The sequence below is a fragment of the Pontibacillus chungwhensis BH030062 genome (assembly GCF_000770675.1).
Taxonomy (GTDB): Bacteria; Bacillota; Bacilli; order Bacillales; family BH030062; genus Pontibacillus; species Pontibacillus chungwhensis.
Genome location: NZ_AVBG01000010.1, coordinates 82179 through 100783 on the forward strand (window position 1 = coordinate 82179; position 18605 = coordinate 100783).

Annotated in this window: 19 protein-coding genes; 12 read left to right on the forward strand and 7 right to left on the reverse strand. The window is 42.3% G+C overall.

From position 1 onward, the window contains the following. Positions 1 to 48 precede the first annotated feature (48 nt). Positions 49 to 813 carry a prolyl oligopeptidase family serine peptidase gene (locus N780_RS13295; protein ID WP_036784953.1) on the reverse strand — a complete coding sequence of 255 codons (765 nt, stop codon included), beginning with the start codon at positions 811 to 813 and terminating at the stop codon, positions 49 to 51. 179 nt (positions 814 to 992) lie between these two features. Here N780_RS13295 and N780_RS13300 point away from each other — a divergent pair, with 179 nt between their 5' ends. The 3 genes from N780_RS13300 to N780_RS13305 all read left to right on the forward strand — a co-directional run bounded on the left by N780_RS13300 (position 993) and on the right by N780_RS13305 (position 2260). Then, positions 993 to 1802: a Cof-type HAD-IIB family hydrolase gene (locus N780_RS13300; protein WP_036784956.1), complete on the forward strand. Its 810-nt coding sequence runs from the start codon at positions 993 to 995 to the stop codon at positions 1800 to 1802. A 111-nt stretch (positions 1803 to 1913) separates the two neighbouring features. Further along, on the forward strand, positions 1914 to 2063 hold the full coding sequence (locus N780_RS20080; RefSeq protein ID WP_198135862.1) for a hypothetical protein: 150 nt from the start codon (positions 1914 to 1916) through the stop codon (positions 2061 to 2063). Continuing rightward, positions 2063 to 2260, forward strand: coding sequence for a DUF3813 domain-containing protein (locus N780_RS13305; RefSeq protein WP_052115069.1), 198 nt, complete (start codon positions 2063 to 2065; stop codon positions 2258 to 2260). The genes N780_RS20080 and N780_RS13305 overlap by 1 nt, the downstream gene beginning before the upstream one ends. Positions 2261 to 2431: 171 nt before the next feature. On the opposite strand, the gene N780_RS13310 is transcribed toward N780_RS13305, so the two are convergent. Next, the gene (locus tag N780_RS13310; protein WP_036784959.1) at positions 2432 to 3073 is read right to left on the reverse strand and encodes a VC0807 family protein; all 642 of its coding nucleotides are present in this window, start codon (positions 3071 to 3073) and stop codon (positions 2432 to 2434) included. Positions 3074 to 3080: 7 nt separating this feature from the next. Further along, positions 3081 to 3515: a hypothetical protein gene (locus N780_RS13315; RefSeq protein ID WP_036784963.1), complete on the reverse strand. Its 435-nt coding sequence runs from the start codon at positions 3513 to 3515 to the stop codon at positions 3081 to 3083. A gap of 235 nt (positions 3516 to 3750) precedes the next feature. Here N780_RS13315 and N780_RS13320 point away from each other — a divergent pair, with 235 nt between their 5' ends. After that, positions 3751 to 4014 (forward strand): NifU N-terminal domain-containing protein, encoded by a 264-nt coding sequence (locus N780_RS13320; RefSeq protein ID WP_036784967.1) that lies wholly within the window; start codon positions 3751 to 3753, stop codon positions 4012 to 4014. A gap of 66 nt (positions 4015 to 4080) precedes the next feature. Here the strand turns inward: N780_RS13320 and N780_RS20190 are convergent, their stop codons facing one another. Continuing rightward, positions 4081 to 5004 (reverse strand): BsuPI-related putative proteinase inhibitor, encoded by a 924-nt coding sequence (locus N780_RS20190; protein WP_052115070.1) that lies wholly within the window; start codon positions 5002 to 5004, stop codon positions 4081 to 4083. 72 nt (positions 5005 to 5076) lie between these two features. Continuing rightward, the gene (locus tag N780_RS13330) at positions 5077 to 5922 is read right to left on the reverse strand and encodes a YitT family protein (protein ID WP_036784971.1); all 846 of its coding nucleotides are present in this window, start codon (positions 5920 to 5922) and stop codon (positions 5077 to 5079) included. A 221-nt stretch (positions 5923 to 6143) separates the two neighbouring features. On the opposite strand from N780_RS13330, the gene N780_RS13335 reads away from it, so the two are divergent. From N780_RS13335 to N780_RS13360, 8 genes are all read left to right on the forward strand, one after another. Continuing rightward, positions 6144 to 7004, forward strand: coding sequence for a DegV family protein (locus N780_RS13335; protein WP_036784974.1), 861 nt, complete (start codon positions 6144 to 6146; stop codon positions 7002 to 7004). A gap of 62 nt (positions 7005 to 7066) precedes the next feature. Continuing rightward, positions 7067 to 7204 (forward strand): DUF3941 domain-containing protein, encoded by a 138-nt coding sequence (locus N780_RS19905; protein WP_156969178.1) that lies wholly within the window; start codon positions 7067 to 7069, stop codon positions 7202 to 7204. A 123-nt stretch (positions 7205 to 7327) separates the two neighbouring features. Next, entirely contained in the window at positions 7328 to 9487 is a 2160-nt protein-coding gene (locus N780_RS13340; RefSeq protein WP_198135863.1) for a beta-propeller domain-containing protein, read from the forward strand. Between the two features lie 186 nt (positions 9488 to 9673). Continuing rightward, positions 9674 to 11347, forward strand: coding sequence for a CoA-disulfide reductase (locus N780_RS13345; RefSeq protein WP_084599600.1), 1674 nt, complete (start codon positions 9674 to 9676; stop codon positions 11345 to 11347). 42 nt (positions 11348 to 11389) lie between these two features. Next, on the forward strand, positions 11390 to 11530 hold the full coding sequence (locus tag N780_RS19910; RefSeq protein ID WP_156969179.1) for a small, acid-soluble spore protein L: 141 nt from the start codon (positions 11390 to 11392) through the stop codon (positions 11528 to 11530). A gap of 324 nt (positions 11531 to 11854) precedes the next feature. Continuing rightward, entirely contained in the window at positions 11855 to 12049 is a 195-nt protein-coding gene (yppF, locus tag N780_RS13350; protein WP_036784979.1) for a YppF family protein, read from the forward strand. Between the two features lie 148 nt (positions 12050 to 12197). Continuing rightward, the gene (locus N780_RS13355; protein WP_036784982.1) at positions 12198 to 13070 is read left to right on the forward strand and encodes an SDR family oxidoreductase; all 873 of its coding nucleotides are present in this window, start codon (positions 12198 to 12200) and stop codon (positions 13068 to 13070) included. A gap of 197 nt (positions 13071 to 13267) precedes the next feature. Continuing rightward, a complete protein-coding gene (locus N780_RS13360) occupies positions 13268 to 14383 on the forward strand; it encodes an oxidoreductase (protein WP_036784983.1) in 1116 nt (371 codons plus the stop codon). A gap of 829 nt (positions 14384 to 15212) precedes the next feature. On the opposite strand, the gene N780_RS13365 is transcribed toward N780_RS13360, so the two are convergent. Both N780_RS13365 and N780_RS13370 read right to left on the reverse strand, forming a co-directional pair. After that, positions 15213 to 17498 carry a glycoside hydrolase family 65 protein gene (locus tag N780_RS13365; RefSeq protein WP_036784986.1) on the reverse strand — a complete coding sequence of 762 codons (2286 nt, stop codon included), beginning with the start codon at positions 17496 to 17498 and terminating at the stop codon, positions 15213 to 15215. Positions 17499 to 17559: 61 nt separating this feature from the next. Further along, a complete protein-coding gene (locus tag N780_RS13370) occupies positions 17560 to 18603 on the reverse strand; it encodes a LacI family DNA-binding transcriptional regulator (RefSeq protein ID WP_036784988.1) in 1044 nt (347 codons plus the stop codon). Positions 18604 to 18605: the final 2 nt, after the last annotated feature.

The following is an 18605-nucleotide window of genomic DNA, read 5'->3' on the forward strand; positions in this document are numbered from 1 at the left end:
ATCTATTCTCATTATAACGAAAAACCAATCATTTTAAAACCAGACCGTTTAGAGATGCATATCAAACCAGTTAACGGTCTCCGTAATCGCGTAAATGGAGACCTTATGATCGCGGCCTATTTCCCTGCGGAAGCGAATGTTTTCAGGGTTCTTATAATGATCTATTGCATCGTTATAGAAACTATAAGAGTGGTCAAACGGAACGACGTTATCTTCTTCCCCGTGCCAGAAGAATAACGGACGACCAAATAATTTATCAACTTGTTTACTTAAGTCAATAGAAGCCAGATCCCTTATTAGCTTTTGTTGTTCTTCTTCAGAAATTGGTACGTTCATATTCATTTCTTTTAGCGTTGCTACTTGCTCTTCTGCAAAGCGAACAGGTTGTGGAGAACCCATTAACACCGCAGCCACCTTGATCCAATCATACTGAGTAAGAGCAGCACTTGTTGTGATGCCTCCCATACTTGTACCAGCTAAACCAAAGCGTCCATCAAGAAGTAACCCTTCTTGTTCAAGTGTTTCTTTTATAAGAGGAAGTTCTTTAAGGTTTTCTGCAACAACTTCCCATAAACGATACTTAATTTGTTGATTGTTTAACCCCTCTTCTCGCTCTCCATGTAGCATACAGTCAGGAAGTACAACGCGGAAGCCTTTTTCAGCTAAGAAGTACGCGAAGGATAAGTTCTGTTCTTTCCGACTCGTAATGCCATGAATATAGGTTACGACAGGTAATGGCTTATTTTCTTTCTCAGAATCAACAATAACTAGTGCAGGTATGTGTTCAAATCTCTTTCTGTAAATCCCAATCACGATGTTTTTCCCTTCCTTTGTGCATAAAGTATGTATCGCATTTCTTTCCGTAATTTACTAATTTATATGATTTATCGTAACACTTTCCTTTTTGATTGAAAAGAAAAACGGACCCCATAGTTCTTTACAGATCATAGAATCAAGATATACACTTAAATTCAGATGAGGTGGTGAACACAATGGAAAAACATTTAATCGCTCTAGACTTAGATGGAACACTGCTAAGCGATCAGAAAACAATTAGCGAACGAAACAAACAAGCGATTCAGAAAGCTCGTGATGCGGGTCATGTCGTGTGTATCGCAACGGGACGTCCACACAGGGCCAGTATTGATTATTATCATGAAATGGAGCTCGACACACCTATGGTGAACTTTAACGGTGCATTAATTCACCATCCCTTAAATCATAACTGGGATTCCATTCATTCCCCTATGTCCATTCGAACGGCTCGCGAAATTATACATACGTGTCATGAAGTTGGGGTGAGAAACATCCTTGCTGAAGTTCGGGATGAAGTCTATCTGGATCAGTATGACCAGGAAATTTTAGATATTTTCCATACGACAGATACACCTATCACAATTGGAGGCATTAAGAATCATTTAAAAGAAGATCCTACCTCGATTCTTATACATCCGAATGTGGAACAAGTTAAACATATTAGGGATCATCTGGACGAAAAGCATGCTACGATGATTGAGCACCGCAAATGGGGAGCACCATGGCATGTTATTGAAATTGTGCGTGCAGGATTAAACAAGGCTGTAGGACTCAATAAGATTGCTCACTATTATCACATCCCTGAAGAGCGCATTATTGCATTTGGAGATGAAGATAACGATTTAGAAATGCTTGAATATGCCGGAATTGGTGTCGCAATGGATAACGCCTTAAGCGAACTTAAGGACGTATCTAATGAAGTCACAAGTTCAAATGAGCAAGATGGCGTTGCTGTCTTTTTAGAACAATATTTGAATTTAAATTAGTGTGCGATCTCCATATTTTTCAATACATGCGACAAGCACATTTGCTCATACTAAGCTTGAACACAGCAACACGTTGTGTTCGAGCTTTTTTAATCCGCGAGGTGATGAAAGGTGAGCAAGAAAAGTAAATCGAAACGATTTGTTCAGCAAGGAAAAGATTCTGTTAAAAAGCACGATGAGCGTTTCCCTTATCGACAAACATTTGCCGATGTAGAACGCGAGAGTGAAGAAGACGATCATAACTCTGTGGGAGGTCTTTAATGATGCAGAATAACTTATTCCAGCAAGCAAAAAGTGCCGTAAATAACATCACTAACCGCAATGGTGAAGCGAAGGAGAAAAACATCCAAACAGCGAAGAACTGTATCAACTCAGCTCGCGCTAACGCTTCCCAAGAAGAACAAGCTCAGCTTCAGCAGCTCGAATCAGAAATCGAGCGTCACCAGGGATTAAAATAACACAGCTCAAGAAAAGCCTGCCCTCTAATCAGAAGGCAGGCTCTTTCACGCCGCAAAGCACTGCAGGGTGCCAGACACCCTGCGGCGCTCTAAAGCAGAGAAGCGTGCCAGACACGCTTTAGTGCAATAAAGCAAAAAAGGAGCCTCCTGAGTTGTTTCAAGGGCTCTTTTTTAGGTAGAGTATTTTGTGTTTTCATTTGTGGGTGGTGTCATCTGAAGAAGTTTAAAGACGTAAACGTAGCCGATTACGGTAACGCCTGTTAATACCCAACTCATCACTTGCCTTAATACAAGTGCTTGATCAAACGCTTCTACACCATATTGCGTTACTAGCCAAGCCTTCCACCCAGCGAAAACGAGCTCACGAAAGACAAAGACAAACGTGATTAGCTGAAACACAAAGAACACTTTCTTCTGCATAAATTTCGCTTTCAAACCTTTTCTGTCCTGCCCTTGCATTTCCATGACGTCTAGCATTAAGTAAAGGGCAATTGGCTTCCGGATCAGCATACTCCCTAAGAAAATGCCGCCTCCTAATAAAGCAAAGTAAACCCGATTCCATAGGAGCTGTATAGCCGATCCTGCTAATACATCAAATAAGGTTCCCACTACCAAATTAGCCAGCATAAAAATCCCGAAAAACTGAACCTTTTTCACCGCTTTGAATCGAATAAAGGTGTAGATAATACCTGGAACAGAAGACAATAGCATTGCATAGTAATCTCCAATGTCATCCCGTATAAAGTTCCAAACGACAAGGGGGAATACGATATAACAAATCAGATCCCATACTACTATATTTTTTTGATTCATCTTGCACCTACTTTTTACGTTTTGTCCACTCATCTAGTTTAACAAGTGATACTCCAAAAGCAAGATGTCCGACTAACCAATAAGATATAGCAGTCAAATCATCGAAAGCTGGCGTTTCTTTAATCGCAAGATCTGTAAGCGGAAAATACGTTAACGCAGCAAAAGCCGTTAATACGAGTGCTGTTGCCCACCTGGAATTTGCTCTGCCATCCGTTTGATACTTATTCCAAGCCAAATAGACAATAGCGATTGACCAGGCAATGATCAGATGGAAGAACCACTCCATATATATTGGCCAATCAATATCCCCAATAACCGGTATGAAATCTACATTTAAGAGTAACGTATACACTTTCTTACCTGTCCCATATTCAAAGATCCATAATACCAAGCCTAAAATAAAACCTGTTGCCGTCCCGAGCCAGAGTCCCTTTTTAATCATATCTCTCCCCCATTTCTCTCATTAACTGAATACGTTCATTATATGAGGAATATACCCTTTCTACTTCAAACAATCGGCTCATTTAGCCCATTCAACTACCTTCATTGTAGCAAAACCCTCACCCTCATTTTTACGATAGTTGTGAGCGTTCCATGACGAATAGCTCTTCCTTTTGTGCGAACTGAATGTTTCGTGCTAATATGAGTATGGATACTATACAGAGGAGGTATTCCTTATGAGTGTACAAGCAAAAGAAACCCCTAACCCAAATGCCATTAAATTTGACAGTGACCGAATGATTTTCGAAGGAAATGGAAGCGTATCGGTCATGCCTGGTCAAACGAGTGACCACAGTATCTTAAATGACCTAATGTCACTAAATGGTGTTGATAATGTATTTGGCTTCCAAAACTTTATCACAGTTAACAAGAAAAACGATGCATCATGGGATGAACTTAAACAACAAGTCATTGATACAATTGAAAACCATGGGTATTAAATCTTATCCTTTATGATAAGATACGAAAAAGGCTGTCCCCCGCGGGACAGCCTTTTTAAGTATGAATTAATTAAAGGTTTCCAGTTTAACAAATTTTTGATTCGTTACTGAACCATCTTTAGCACTGATTTCATACAACATAAGCGTTAATGTACCGCTTGTTGGAAGTTGATCTTCAGCAATTTCTACAGTAAATTCAAACTCACCCCAACCTGGTGCCCCTTCACTTACTTGTACGGGGGTGTCCATCACGATCACTTGATGTCCATCCTCTACGTTGTACATAAAGCTTCCTTCGAACACACGAGCTTCACCAGAAACGGTATATTGACCATTCTCACCTTCTACCTTCACGTTACGGAATGCCTGGTTTTCTGAAGGGATTTCAAAGGCTTTTTCTACCTGAAACGGCTTCGCTTCAATTGTTTGACCATTCATCTTCATTGGTAATACCGTCACCTCAGCACTATATGTACCAGGTTGTACACGCTCACCATCTTGATCATAGTTCCATGATGATGTAAATGTTAATTCTTTAGAAGGTTTGATCTCTTCTGAAACCACTGCTTGTGTAAACGACTTTCCTTCAGAGTAACGGTAAACTTCTTCACCCTTAGCATTCTTCACGATAATTTCATACTGTTGACCAGAAGAGAAATGAAGATTAACATCCTTTTCACCATTGTTCTTCAAACTAAAGTCAAACGTTACTTTCTCCGTTTCTGGGTTTACGGCAGCTGACATTTCGATTTGTTCTAGTAGCGTTTGTAAGTCGACCTCTTCAGTAGAGTCTTGCTCGGTGTCCTCTTCTGGTTGGTCGGACTCTTCTGAGTCTGTTTTCTCTTTTGTTTCCTCATTCGTTTCCTCGTTGGCTTTTTCGCCGCTCACATTTTCTGTCTCTTCATCGTCTTTAGCTTTCGACTCACCTGAGCTAGCACAACCAGCAGCAATAAATAACATTGCCATGATGATAACAAGAAATTTCTTCATCCTTGTCACTTCCCTTTCTATTAAATTCCACCCTGTTCATTTGTCGTTCTACTCAATCATTTCGTTACACTTTTAACCATCTCTTCTGAAGAAACCGAATATACCTGTTGTTTGCACGATATTCGTGAAGGCATGTGGATCAACATCTTTAATCGTATGTTCAAGATCATACAATTCATAACGGGTGATAACCATAATCAGCATGTCCTTTTCTTGATTGGTAAAAGCACCTCGTGCTGGAACTTTTGTAATCCCACGAACCATTTTTGAATGAATAGCTCGTTGCAAGGCTTCTGCCTCAGTTGTAATAATCATAGCGGTCAACTTCTCATGTCGCGTATGAACGGCATCAATAACACGGGTCGATACATAAAGTGTCACAATGGTATAGAGAGCTTTTTCTTCATCATATAGCAAGCCTGCCAATATAATAATCAATCCATTTAAAAGAAAGAAATAAGTCCCTATCGGGCGATCTTTTATACGGGATAACACCATCGCTACAATATCCATACCACCTGTTGAAGCACCCCACTTCAATGTAAGACCGACACCTAATGCTCCAATCACACCACCAAATACTGAGTTTAATAAGATATCAGTAGATAGTTGTTTAACAGGAATCACTTCGAGGAAGAAGGTGGTAAATACAACTGAAATGATACTATAAATTGTAAACCCTTTCCCTACTTTATACCAACCCAAAATAATAACCGGTATATTTAAAATGAAGAGTAGCACACCGGTCGTAATTCCAAATCCTATATAATCCTGCATGACACTTGAGAGCAACTGGGCAACTCCTGTAAACCCGCTTGCATAAACGTTTGCCTTAATAAGGAAGAAGTTTAGTGAAATAGAATTTAATATAGCCCCTAGTATAACAATGATAATTCGTTTGATTTCTGGAAGAAACATGACGACCTCCTAAGCTCTAGATTTCTGTTCTGTTTCGTGCAAAGATTAATACTATGATGAGTCTCTCTTCTCTATATATCATAAAACCCCCACCCTTTAAACCACTTTTTGCTAAATGCTTTGACTATCCTGCCTGCTACTATTACACTTATGACAATAGGACCACGGTCTAAACCACATTGATCTAGTATTCATTATATATTTTAGAAAAGGGTGAAAGTATGTCTGTACGAATTATTGCTGATTCTGCTTGCGACTTGCCTACATCTGTTATGGAGGAACATGGTATAACACGCCTTTCCCTAACGGTTCACTTAGACGGCCAAGACTATAAAGACGGCGAAACGATTCAGCCTAAAGAAGTCTATGACGCGATGCGTAACGGGAAAGCTCCTAAAACGTCACAAGTCTCTCCTCAAAGTTTCAAAGAACTATTTGAGCACTTTGCAAGAGAAGGACAGGACTGTCTTTATCTTGCCTTCTCTTCCGAATTATCAGGAACGTACCAAACAGCTAAGATGATGCAACAAGAAGTACAAGAAACGTACCCAGATTTCAACCTTCAAGTCGTTGATACACATTGTGCTTCTCTTGGGTATGGACTTGTTGTCCTTCGTGCTGCAGCACTCGCCAAAAAGGGCAAATCACTTGATGAAATTAAAGAACTCTCCACCTATCACTTTGAGCATATGGAACACATTTTCACGGTAGACGATTTAGAATACTTAAAACGCGGAGGCCGTGTCAGTAAAGCTGCAGCGTTTTTTGGAACCATGCTGAAGATCAAGCCCCTTCTTCATGTTGAAAACGGTCAACTCATTCCACTTGAGAAGATACGCGGCGCGAAAAAGGTACTTAAGAGAATGACTGAAGTTATGGAAGAAAGAGGCGTCGATTTGGGGGACCAACCTATTGCCATCAGTCACGGTGATGATCTCGAACGAGCTGAACAACTAGCCGAAATGATTCGTGATCAGTTCGGAACAAAAGATATTCACATACATCAAGTAGGAGCCTCTGTCGGTGCGCACTCAGGCCCTGGCACAATTGCTTTATTTTTCTTAAATGCTCCTTATAAATAATCTACCCTCTTTTCACACAATCTAATGATGTGTCTTACCATTAGAAAAAAGAGGTGTCCGATATGGCAACAAAAAATACAGGTGACAACAACAAGAAAGCATTAGATAATAATGCCAAACAAGCTCGCAAAAACGAACAACGAGAAGCTGCTCGTCAAAACGGTGAGCGCCAATACTCAAAGAAAACCGATCATAAGTAATTCACAGTAAACGCCTGAGGAAAAGCTCCTCAGGCGTTTTTTCACCTAATTTCACTCCTCACATGAAACTTTTTCCTCTTTAAGACGACTATGTAAGAAACCAAGTGAAGAGGGTGAATGATTATGAAGCGAATGGTTATAACAGGAATTGCTTTAGTGGTGTCTCTTTTTATCATCCTATACGGTGTCGCAAACTGGGGCGTTTCTGCAGAGGTAAAAGAAGAAAGTCAAGTCGTTCCTGTCCACAAAGACTGGACGGTTGTTTTTTCTAAAGAAATGAACAAAGAAAGCTTCACAGATGAAACGATTCAAGTGATTAACAAGAAAACAGGTGAAAAAGTACCTACCACCTTCGAAGTAAGTGGTAACGGGGAATCGTTAAATATTTTTGCACCTAAAGGTGGATACGAAGTGAATCAGGACTATACCCTAACGATCTCAAAAGGCGTAACCTCTGTTCGAGACGTTGAACTGTCTAAAGATTTCACGTACACCTTCACTACTTCAAAAGAACTGCCCGCGATTGGTTCTGAAGAAGAATTGAAGGCGATTTTAAAGAAGTTTCAAAATGAAGATTCATCTATGCGAATGACTGTTGAAGAAAGCGCGGATGTTAGTGCTTCTTCAGAGGATTCTGCGAGCAGTTCATCTAAGACGAATATTCAAGTCAATGGTGTCGACGAAGCAGATCTCGTCAAGAATGACGGTGAACACATTTACTATGCCAGAAACAATGACATTGTCATTGCAAAAGGCTCTCCTATTGAGAAAGCCAAGGTCCTCACCAAAATTGATGATGAAAACTTTATACCAAATCAACTCTTTCTATACAACGATCGACTCGTCGTCCTTGGCTATCAACATCAATCGCTTCCACGAGATGCAAAAGAGGAAGCGTCGGCAGCAGATTCTATGATTAGGCCAAACTTTAGAAGTCATATGGCCGTCCGTGTTTATGATGTTTCGGATCCTACCTCTCCTAAAAAGGTGCGGGATCTTAACCTTGAGGGGAACTATTTAACTTCTAGAATGATTGACGGTCAAATCTACGTCCTATCCAATGAGTACACATCCATCCACCATTTAGAGGAAAAGAAACAAAACGACCAAGAAGTCCGCCCTACTTTTAAAGATTCTGCCGTGAGTGAAGACTTCCAACCGATTCCTTACGGGAAGATCCATCAGCTTCCAGGAAGTAAATACTCGTCGTTCCTTACGATTGCAAGTTTTGATGTTACAGACGACAGTACACCCGCCAACGTAAAAACCTATCTTGGTGCTGGAGATACCGTTCATATGTCTAAAGATAACCTGTACGTCGCCACACGCTCTAGGAGCTTTCCAGTCGATGCATTTTTTGCAACATCTTCATTACCAGAAGACCTTGAACAAAGTACTAAGATTTATCAATTCCACGTAGAAAACGGCGACCTTACCTACAACGGTGAAGCTGATGTACCAGGCCAGTTAATCAATCAATTTGCTATGGATGAGCATGATGACTCCTTCCGCGTCGCTACAACTACTGGACAATTTGGGGGAGATGAGAATCCGTCGCTAAATCATTTATATACGTTTGATTTATCGATGACTCCAATTGGTAAAGTTGAAGGATTAGCAAAAGGAGAACGAATCTATAGCGTCCGCTTTATGCAAGATCGAGCTTATATGGTTACATTTAAACAAGTTGATCCCCTGTTTGTCATTGATCTTAAAGAACCTTCTTCCCCCGAAGTACTCGGAGAACTTAAAATCCCAGGCTTCAGCAATTACCTCCATCCCCTTGGAGACGATCATTTAATTGGTATTGGTCAAGATACTGAAGTCGTTAAGTCAGATGGGAGAGAACGGGTTGTTACTAAAGGGGTAAAACTTTCGCTATTTGATGTGAGTGACGTCTCAAATCCACTAGAAAAAGATGTAGCAATCATTGGAGGAAAGGGCAGTCACACAGATGCCAGTCACGATCACAAGTCCCTATACATCCACCCAGACGGCAACTTATTTGGCCTCCCGATTCAAGTCTCAGAAGAATATGAACGAAAGAGTCAGGGAGCTTACCTTTATAAAATCACACCAGAGAATGGATTTGAACTTCAGGCAACGATTACAAACGATCAAGATTACAATGTAGAACGTAGGTGGGAATCCCGTATTTCTCGAATGATTTCCCTCAATGACACTTTATTTACCCTTTCTCATGAAGAATTGAAGGCCGTTGACTTAAGTACCATGAAAGAAGTGAAAACCATTACCTTCCCTAAACAAAACTCAAATGAATAAAGATGCTTAAGCTCCGAGAAATCTCGGGGCTTTTTTGTTCCATGAAACTTAAAACAAAAGGCATTGATTAGAGTAACTATTATCATCCTCTAAATTGTCACAATCTTCGTCAAAACCGTATTTACTTTCCTCACATTCAGGAATAAAATACGGGTAAGGGTATACAAAAGAGAGGATGAGTTCATGATGAATCGTAAAATAGTCATTGTTGGTGGAGTAGCAGGAGGCGCAACAGCTGCTGCGCGTCTGCGTCGTATAGATGAACACAGTCATATTGTAATGTTTGAACGCGGAGCTTACATTTCTTATGCCAATTGCGGGCTCCCTTACTATATTGGCGGTACAATAAAAGAACGAAGCAAATTACTCGTTCAGACTGTTGAAGGGATGACGGCTCGCTTTGGTTTAGATATACGCACCTTAACAGAAGTCGTTCGCATTAACCGGGAACAAAAGACCGTTACCGTTCGTCACCTACCATCTGGAGATGAATACGAAGAGAGTTATGATACACTCATCCTTTCTCCAGGTTCAAAACCAATCGTCCCTCCTATTCCGGGTCTAGCAGAGTCCACCTATTTCACTTTGCGAAATATACCAGATACAGATAAAATTTATACATTTTTAGAAGATCAACAGCCTCAGAATGCCACGATTATTGGCGGTGGTTTTATCGGTTTAGAATTAGCCGAGAACCTTGTTGATCGAGGGCTTAACGTTACCCTTGTTGAGAAGTCTCCACAAGTGATGGCTCCTATCGACAGAGAAATGGCAGCCCTTGTCCATACAGAGTTAAAACAAAAAGGGATAACTCTCTATTTAAATGATGGTGTGAAAGCTTTTGAGGAGCAAGGGAAACAAATGATACTCGAAAGTGGTACCTCCATTTCAACAGACCTTGTTGTACTTTCAATTGGTGTTACACCTGAGAATACGTTAGCTACGCTTGCAGGTCTTGAGACAAATGAGCGAGGCGGTATTATCGTCGATGATCATTTGAAAACAAACGATCCATCAATCTATGCAGTTGGTGATGCCGTTCAAGTTAAAGATTATCAATTTGGGCAACCAACCATGATCCCGCTTGCATGGCCTGCTAACCGCCAGGGACGTCTTGTAGCTGATCACATTTACGGGAAAGACGTTCGGTATAACGGTACACTCGGCACATCCATTGCCAAGATTTTTGACCTTACCGTTGCCGCTACAGGCAAAAATGAAAAACAACTAAAAGCAATGGGACTACCATACGAGGCCATTCACATCCACCCAGGTTCCCATGCTGGTTATTACCCAAATGCAACGCCTCTTTCCATGAAGCTATTGTTCCATCCTGTTGAGGGAACCATTTATGGGGCACAAATTATCGGAAAAGAAGGTGCTGATAAACGAATCGATGTGTTAGCTACAGCGATTAAAGGTGGATTAACGGTTATGGATCTGCCTGACCTTGAATTAGCCTATGCTCCTCCCTACTCTTCTGCCAAAGATCCTGTTAACCTACTTGGTTACGTCGCTTCAAACATTGTTGAAGGTGAGGTTGAAGTGGTTCACTGGGATGAAATGGACGGAATTGCACATGCGGCGGGTATGATTCTAGACGTTCGAACTTCTAAAGAATTTAGTAATGGCGCAATCCGTAATGCTGTGAACATTCCCCTTGATGATCTCAGGGATCGCTTAGAGGAGTTACCAAAGGAAGAGCCAATAACCGTCTATTGCCAAGCAGGGTTACGCGGATATGTGGCAACGAAGTTACTTGAGCAGCACGGCTTCCGTGTTAAGAACCTTGAAGGTGGCTATAAAACCTACTCTATTGCCATGAACGATTTAAAGGAACTCCAAGCACAACAAGCATAAGAAGGATGCCATCTCCACATGCTATACGTGGAGGTGGATCTCATGAGCAAACGAAAAAACAACAACCGTGGCAAAGCGGGCGGAGCTAACATTAACCCGCAAGGCTATACAGAAGACAAAGCAGACCAGCAACCTAAAACTGAACTACAACAAAGAGCCAAAACCAAAAACACAAAAATCTAAACCAAAAGGGACAGACACCCTTCACCACACTAGTGACCTGAAGCGTGTCTGTCCCTCTTTATCGCACTGCAGAACTAACGCGTGTCTGGCACCCTTTATCGCACTGCAGAACTGACGCGTGTCTGGCACCCTTTATTGCACTGCAGAACTGACGCGTGTCTGGCACCCTTTATTGCACTGCAGAACTGACGCGTGTCTGGCACCCTTTTGTTCTGCAGTGTCATAAAGGTTTTTTTCTGAATATTTATACTTTGTTCTGATCTCTTTTATCTCCAAGAATGTATGTTACCATATACTGTAACAACACATGAGGAGGAATATGATATGCACCTGGAAGAACTGCTTCAATCGTATGTTAAGGAGTTCAACCAACAGCCTGATTCACCCAATGAGTTATTGGACTATTGTCAACGCATGTATGTAAATGGAGAACTGGACTTTCACTCGTATCGTCAATTGTTTCAACACTTACACGAAGAAGGTGCTACATCCTCACATAATGAAATCGAAACGGTCTAACCGATGCTTTTGCATCGGTTTTTTTATTGCCTTTTATTCTTTTCAGCCTCCTCCCCACATACTTCCAACCTGATATCTCCTTATGCTTATCATTCATTAAGGAACCTCTGGACATGATAAAAGAAAATGCACACCAGGAGGAATGACGATGTCACAACAACAAAATCAACAAGCTCAGCAACAGCCCCCTCAACATCAAAATCATCAGCCAGGTTATGAATACGAAATGCAACCTTTACCTGAATTTATTGACCCAGAGTATAAACCGAGCGAAAAGCTAAAAGGAAAAGTTGCCGTTATCACAGGTGGCGATAGCGGAATAGGCAGATCGGTCGCCGTCCACTATGCAAAAGAAGGAGCCGACGTTGCAATTATCTTCCTTAATGAAAAACAAGACGCAAATGATACAAAGACAATCATCGAACGAGAAGGCAGACGATGTCTGTTAATTGGAGGAGATATCGGGAATGAATCTTTCTGCCAAACAGCAGTGAACGAAGTTATGCAGTCCTTTAACCAGATTGATATCCTTGTGAATAATTCTGCAGAACAACACCCTCAGCAAAACTTTGAAGACATTACAGCTGAACAATTGGAAAAAACGTTCCGCACAAACGTATTTGGTTATTTTCATATGACGAAAGCTGCTCTTCCCCATATGAAAAAAGGAAGTACAATTATTAATACCTCTTCTATTACAGCGTATCAAGGCTCAAAGGACTTAGTGGATTATTCAGCAACAAAAGGAGCTATTACAGCACTTACACGTTCGTTATCTGAACAACTGGTCGGGAAAGGAATCCGAGTTAACGGAGTCGCACCAGGCCCAATCTGGACACCATTAATTCCAGCCTCGTTTGACGCTCAGAAAGTATCTCAATTCGGATCCAATACGCCTATGAAACGCGCTGGACAACCAAGAGAAGTCGCACCCGCCTACGTCTACTTAGCAAGCCAGGACTCCTCTTACATCAGTGGCCAAATGATTCACATAAACGGTGGCATTATCATCAATGGATAAAGCTTCATCACACTAAAGCGTGTCTGACACCCTTCTTCCCTCTAAAGCATGAAAGGGTGCCTGGCACGCTTTATTCCTATGCAGTGTTAAAACCGACTGATGGGTTTGATTATGGGGGATGGCGGTTAAATTCAATAGTGAAACTCTTTAAACTAAGACTAGAAGGATCATATTTCGTTAAAGCGAGGGATCATTACATGAGTCAATACAGCACATTATTTGAATCAGGGAAGCTCGGGAATGTGGCAACTTCAAACCGATACATCGTTGCACCTATGACCCGGGTTTCAGCAGAAAGTGACGGCCGCGCCAATAACCGTATGCGTGACTATTATGAACGTTATGCCAAAGGTGGTTTTGGTGCGATTATATCTGAAGGGATCTACATTGATGAAAAGCATAGTCAAGGATACTTTAATCAACCAGGCTTAGCTTCTGATAACCATGTGGACGCCTGGAAACCGATTGTAGATACAGTGCATAACCATGGAACAGCCTTTATTGCCCAGCTCATGCACGCTGGTGCTCAGACTCAAGGCAATGCTTATACAGATGAAACCATTGCTCCTTCAGCAGTCGCTCCAAAAGGAGAGCAGCTAGGATTTTATGGTGGTTCAGGCCCGTTTAAAACTCCTAAAGAGATGACAGACCATGATTTCGCACAAGTACAGGAAGCATTTGCTCTAACAGCAACCCAGGCTAAGAAAGCCGGTTTCGACGGTGTAGAAATTCATGGCGCTAACGGTTACCTGCTTGATGAATTCTTAACCAATTACATGAATCAGCGCACCGATCGTTACGGTGGTCTAGAAGGTGGATTAACCTTTATTCAAGAAATTGTGAATGCTGTGCGCGATGCAGTCGGGGCAGACTTTATGGTCGGCATTCGTTTATCACAAGGAAAAGTCGCAGACCAAGAATATCGCTGGCCAGGTGGTGAAAAAGATGCGAAACACATCTTTTCAACACTAGGTGATCTGCCTCTTGATTATATTCACGTTACAGACGGAGACGGTACTGCTTCCGGATTCGGTGAAGGAACTCGTTCCATGGCAAAAGCAGCTAGAGAAGAATCGAACTTGCCTGTTATGGCCAACGGTAAGTTAGGTCACCCAGGCCAGGCTTTAAAAGCTGTCACAGATGAAAAGGCAGACTTTGTAACTCTTGGTACAGGGGCGCTTGCTAACCCTGACACTCCAAACCTTGTCTCAAACGGTAATGACCTACGAGAATTTGATGCCGAATCCATTTTGTTCCCAGAGGCTTATATTAAAGACCACGAGCTATCGTTAGATATTCAAACAAAAAAATGATTGATGCATTTTTTATGATGGAACAAAACGCTCAGACCTCTAATCTGAGCGTTTTTTCTTGAGTTGCTTTTTGCTGTACTTGAGCCGATTCCACTTTTCAAAACCTCTCTACGTCCACTTCCCAAAGAACAACCTCTTCATCTTGAGTCACTTTCCGGAAATCTTGAGCCAGTCCCTATCAAGCTTGAGCCATTTTCTTCGATCTTGAGCCGCTATCCCTCATCTTGAGCCGTATTTTCGAACACTTGAGTCACTTTTTCCGAATCTTGAGCTGCTTCGCCCGAACTTGAGCCGCTTCTCCCAAACTTGAGCCGATTCCACCCCCACACACTCTAAAGCACTAAAGGGTGCCAGGCACCCTGCGTCTCGCTAAAGCACTAAACCGTGTCAGGCACCCTGCGTCTCGCTAAAGCACTAAACCGTGTCAGGCACCCTGCGTCTCGCTAAAGCACTAAACCGTGTCAGGCACCCTGCGTCTCGCTAAAGCACTAAACCGTGTCAGGCACCCTGCGTCTCGCTAAAGCACTAAACCGTGTCAGGCACCCTGCGTCTCGCTAAAGCACTAAACCGTGTCAGGCACCCTGCGTCTCGCTAAAGCACTAAACCGTGTCAGGCACCCTGCGTCTCGCTAAAGCACTAAACCGTGTCAGGCACCCTGCGTCTCGCTAAAGCACTAAACCGTGTCAGGCACCCTGCGTCTCGCTAAAGCACTAAACCGTGTCAGGCACCCTGCGTCTCGCTAAAGCACTAAACCGTGTCAGGCACCCTGCGTCTCGCTAAAGCACAAAAGCCCCGTCCTCAAGGAAGGGGCTTCTGCATGTATGGTAAATTAGGGGGTAGCGACTTTTGGTGCTTCGATGGTGCGTGTTTCTTCGTTTAATACGAGTTGAAGTGGTGTTCCTTCTTCTTGCTCAATGAGTGTTTCATCATGAGTAACGGTGATTTTCAGAAGGTGACCACGGAAGTTGATCTTGAACGAGTAATCCTTCCACGCTTCCGGAATCATTGGGTTGAAGTGAAGGGTGCCATCAACGACACGCATGCCGGCGAAGCCGTGTACGATGGATAACCAGGATCCGGCCATACTCGTAATATGAAGGCCGTCCTCTGTATCGTTGTTATAGTTATCCAGATCCAGACGAGCTGTACGCACATACATTTCATACGCTTTTTCCTCGTATCCAAGCTCTGCTGCCAAGATTGAATGAACACAAGGTGACAGGCTTGATTCATGGACCGTCATTGGTTCATAGAAATTGTAGTTGCGCTTCTTCTCTTCTTTAGAGAATTTATGATTTAAGAAGTATAGTCCTTGAAGAACATCCGCTTGTTTAATAAAGCAGGAACGAAGAATGCGATCCCAGGACCAATTCTGATTTAACGGAAGGTGCTTGTCTTCAAGGTCTGCAACTGGCATAATCTCTTTATCTAAAAAGCCATCCTGCTGCAGGTAGACACCTGCCTCCTCATCATATGGATAATACATTTTTGAAATGATATCTTTCCATTGATCGAATTCACTAGATGATAACCCTAGCTGATCTAGAAGTTCATAGTAGCGAGCCCCATGTTGGCGTTCGAGAAATAGAGCCACTCCTAGTGTATACTCAAGTGTCCACGCTGCAATGCGATTGGTATACCAGTTGTTATTCACGTTGTTCTCATATTCATTCGGCCCTGTCACACCAAGGATCATATAGCGATCTTTACGCGAGTTATAGTTGACGCGGCTCGCCCAGAAACGACTAAGCTCAGCTAGCACTTCAAATCCATAATCAGCCAAATACGCCGTATCACCGGTATAATTCGTATAGTTCCAAATCGCATGAGCGATGGCCCCGTTACGATGGATCTCCTCAAACGTGATTTCCCACTCATTATGAGACTCTTCTCCGTTCATCGTCACCATCGGATATAGAGCCCCTTCTAAACCAAGCTTACGAGCATTTGCACGAGCCTGATCTAAATGGTTATAACGATAGATTAATAGGTTTCTGGCAATGGCCGGATCAGCTGTCCCTAAATAAAAAGGTAAGCAGTAGGCTTCCGTATCCCAGTACGTGCTTCCGCCATACTTTTCACCTGTGAACCCTTTAGGACCGATATTTAAGCGCGGATCGTCACCCGTGTATGTGTTATACAATTGGAAGATGTTATAGCGAATGCCTTGCTGCGCTTCCGCGTCGCCACCTACTGTTACATCAGCTTTTTTCCAGCGCTTCTCCCATGCTCCTTGATGTTCTTGAAGCAAATGATCGAATCCTTTTTCAAAGGCTTCAGTGACAAATCCTTGAGCTTTGTCAGCTAGCTCAGCAGAATCATAGTCTCTGCTTTGAGTAACGGCTACATATTTATAAAACGTAACGGGTTGACCTTCTGTTACCGCTACATCCATTACATTATCGATGTATTCTTCCTGGTCATCCATCGCCTGAATGGAAACATCTCCTCCATCCACTGCTGTTCGCATAGCGGCTGAGACTTCAAATTCCGTTTTACGGGTCTTCATTGTTAACACACCCGCTTGTTCTGAGACCTCATGATGGACAGGCTCCCAGAAGTCTTCATCATAGTTCGCGTCTTCGTTTCGTACATCCCCGTTTAGAAATGGCTGGAAAGAAATCGTGCCACTAAAGTTAATCGGGGTAACTTCATATCGAATCGCTACAAGTTCAGGATGAGCAATAGAGAAGAAACGTGTAACGTTCACTTGAACATGCTCTCCATTTCCATTTTCAGCTGTAAAAGAACGGCGCAAGAGGCCATGACGCATATCGAGCTCTCGTTTAAATTCCATCACGTTCCATGTGTTTAAATCAAGCTCTTCATTCTGAACGACAACCCGAATCCCTGTAACATTAGGAGCATTCAATACTTTAGCAAAATATTCAGGGTATCCATTCTTCCACCAGCCAACTCGGGTTTTATCAGGATAGTACACGCCTCCAATATAGGTACCTTCGTGCGTTTCACCTGTGTACGTTTCTTCAAAATTGCCACGCATGCCCATGTGGCCATTCCCGATGCTCATTAAACTTTCGGCTAAACGATTTTCCTCTGGATGGAGACTTGTTTCAACGACTTTCCATGGATCTACTTCAATAATACGTTTCATATTGGCTCACCTCTGCCCTTCTCAAATATATGGAACCGTATTTCTTGGAACAATGTTATCTCTATGAGGTAGAAGCTCCGTTAAGGCTTACGTGTTGACTCGATTGACGACGAACTAGCTCGTATGGAACGATAATCCGTTTCGCTGGTTCATCTTGATTATTCACTTTTTCAATTAAACATTTCGCTGCCTGGTTCCCTAGATTATAAATCTGTATATCTACCGTAGTAAGGGAAGGTCGCGTGATTTCTGAAATATACAGATTGTTAAAGCTTACAATTGATACATCATCAGGTACACTTATGCCGTTTTCTTCTAGCATTGTGACAACCCCGATACTCATTAAATCATCGACAATTACAAGACCAGTAGGAGGCTCTTCAAGCTGGAATAATTGATGAACGGCTTCACGCCCACCTGACTTTAAGAACTCCTTATGGATTTGATAATCTTCCCGAACCGGAAGTCCCGCTTTCTCTAAAGCCATCTCATAACCGCGCATGCGATCCTGTGTAACGACTAAGTCTGTATCCCCACCGATAAATGCAATTCTCTCATGACCTTGGTTAATGAGTTCATTTGTTATATCAATGGATGCGTTCACATTATCGTTATCCACATGCGTAATCCGATCAATATGCTCACACGGTTTCCCCACAAGCACAAACGGGAAATCTTTTTCTAGTAAGAAGTTAATCACATTATCGTCTACCCTGGAATATAGCAGGATAATTCCATCTACACGATTGCCATAAACCATACGTTGTACACCTTCATAGACTTCTTCTTCCGTTTCGCCGGTTGAGATGTATAACGAATAATCTAATTCATGCGCAACAGCACTAATTCCTCGTAATACTTCAGGAAAGAACGGGTTTTGAAGCGCTTTATCTGCTGATGACTTCATGACAATTCCAAGCGCTTGTGTAGAGCGATTGGCCAAACTTCTTGCGTTCACATTCGGATGATATCCTAACTCTTTCATCGCCTTTCGCACACGCTTCTTTGTGTCCAAACTAATTCTCGGATGATCAGCTATGACCCTTGAAACGGTAGAAGGAGCAACATTTGCTGCTTTTGCTACATCTTTAATTGTAATTCCCATTT

Coding starts and splice junctions, on each gene's coding strand:
- N780_RS13300 (WP_036784956.1), top strand. CDS start 993: ATGGAAAAACATTTAATCGCTCTAGACTTAGATGGAACACTGCTAAGC.
- N780_RS13305 (WP_052115069.1), top strand. CDS start 2,063: ATGATGCAGAATAACTTATTCCAGCAAGCAAAAAGTGCCGTAAATAAC.
- N780_RS13310 (WP_036784959.1), bottom strand. CDS start 3,073: ATGAATCAAAAAAATATAGTAGTATGGGATCTGATTTGTTATATCGTA.
- N780_RS13315 (WP_036784963.1), bottom strand. CDS start 3,515: ATGATTAAAAAGGGACTCTGGCTCGGGACGGCAACAGGTTTTATTTTA.
- N780_RS13320 (WP_036784967.1), top strand. CDS start 3,751: ATGAGTGTACAAGCAAAAGAAACCCCTAACCCAAATGCCATTAAATTT.
- N780_RS20190 (WP_052115070.1), bottom strand. CDS start 5,004: ATGAAGAAATTTCTTGTTATCATCATGGCAATGTTATTTATTGCTGCT.
- N780_RS13330 (WP_036784971.1), bottom strand. CDS start 5,922: ATGTTTCTTCCAGAAATCAAACGAATTATCATTGTTATACTAGGGGCT.
- N780_RS13335 (WP_036784974.1), top strand. CDS start 6,144: ATGTCTGTACGAATTATTGCTGATTCTGCTTGCGACTTGCCTACATCT.
- N780_RS19905 (WP_156969178.1), top strand. CDS start 7,067: ATGGCAACAAAAAATACAGGTGACAACAACAAGAAAGCATTAGATAAT.
- N780_RS13340 (WP_198135863.1), top strand. CDS start 7,328: ATGAAGCGAATGGTTATAACAGGAATTGCTTTAGTGGTGTCTCTTTTT.
- N780_RS13345 (WP_084599600.1), top strand. CDS start 9,674: ATGAATCGTAAAATAGTCATTGTTGGTGGAGTAGCAGGAGGCGCAACA.
- N780_RS19910 (WP_156969179.1), top strand. CDS start 11,390: ATGAGCAAACGAAAAAACAACAACCGTGGCAAAGCGGGCGGAGCTAAC.
- yppF (WP_036784979.1), top strand. CDS start 11,855: ATGCACCTGGAAGAACTGCTTCAATCGTATGTTAAGGAGTTCAACCAA.
- N780_RS13355 (WP_036784982.1), top strand. CDS start 12,198: ATGTCACAACAACAAAATCAACAAGCTCAGCAACAGCCCCCTCAACAT.
- N780_RS13360 (WP_036784983.1), top strand. CDS start 13,268: ATGAGTCAATACAGCACATTATTTGAATCAGGGAAGCTCGGGAATGTG.
- N780_RS13365 (WP_036784986.1), bottom strand. CDS start 17,498: ATGAAACGTATTATTGAAGTAGATCCATGGAAAGTCGTTGAAACAAGT.
- N780_RS13370 (WP_036784988.1), bottom strand. CDS start 18,603: ATGGGAATTACAATTAAAGATGTAGCAAAAGCAGCAAATGTTGCTCCT.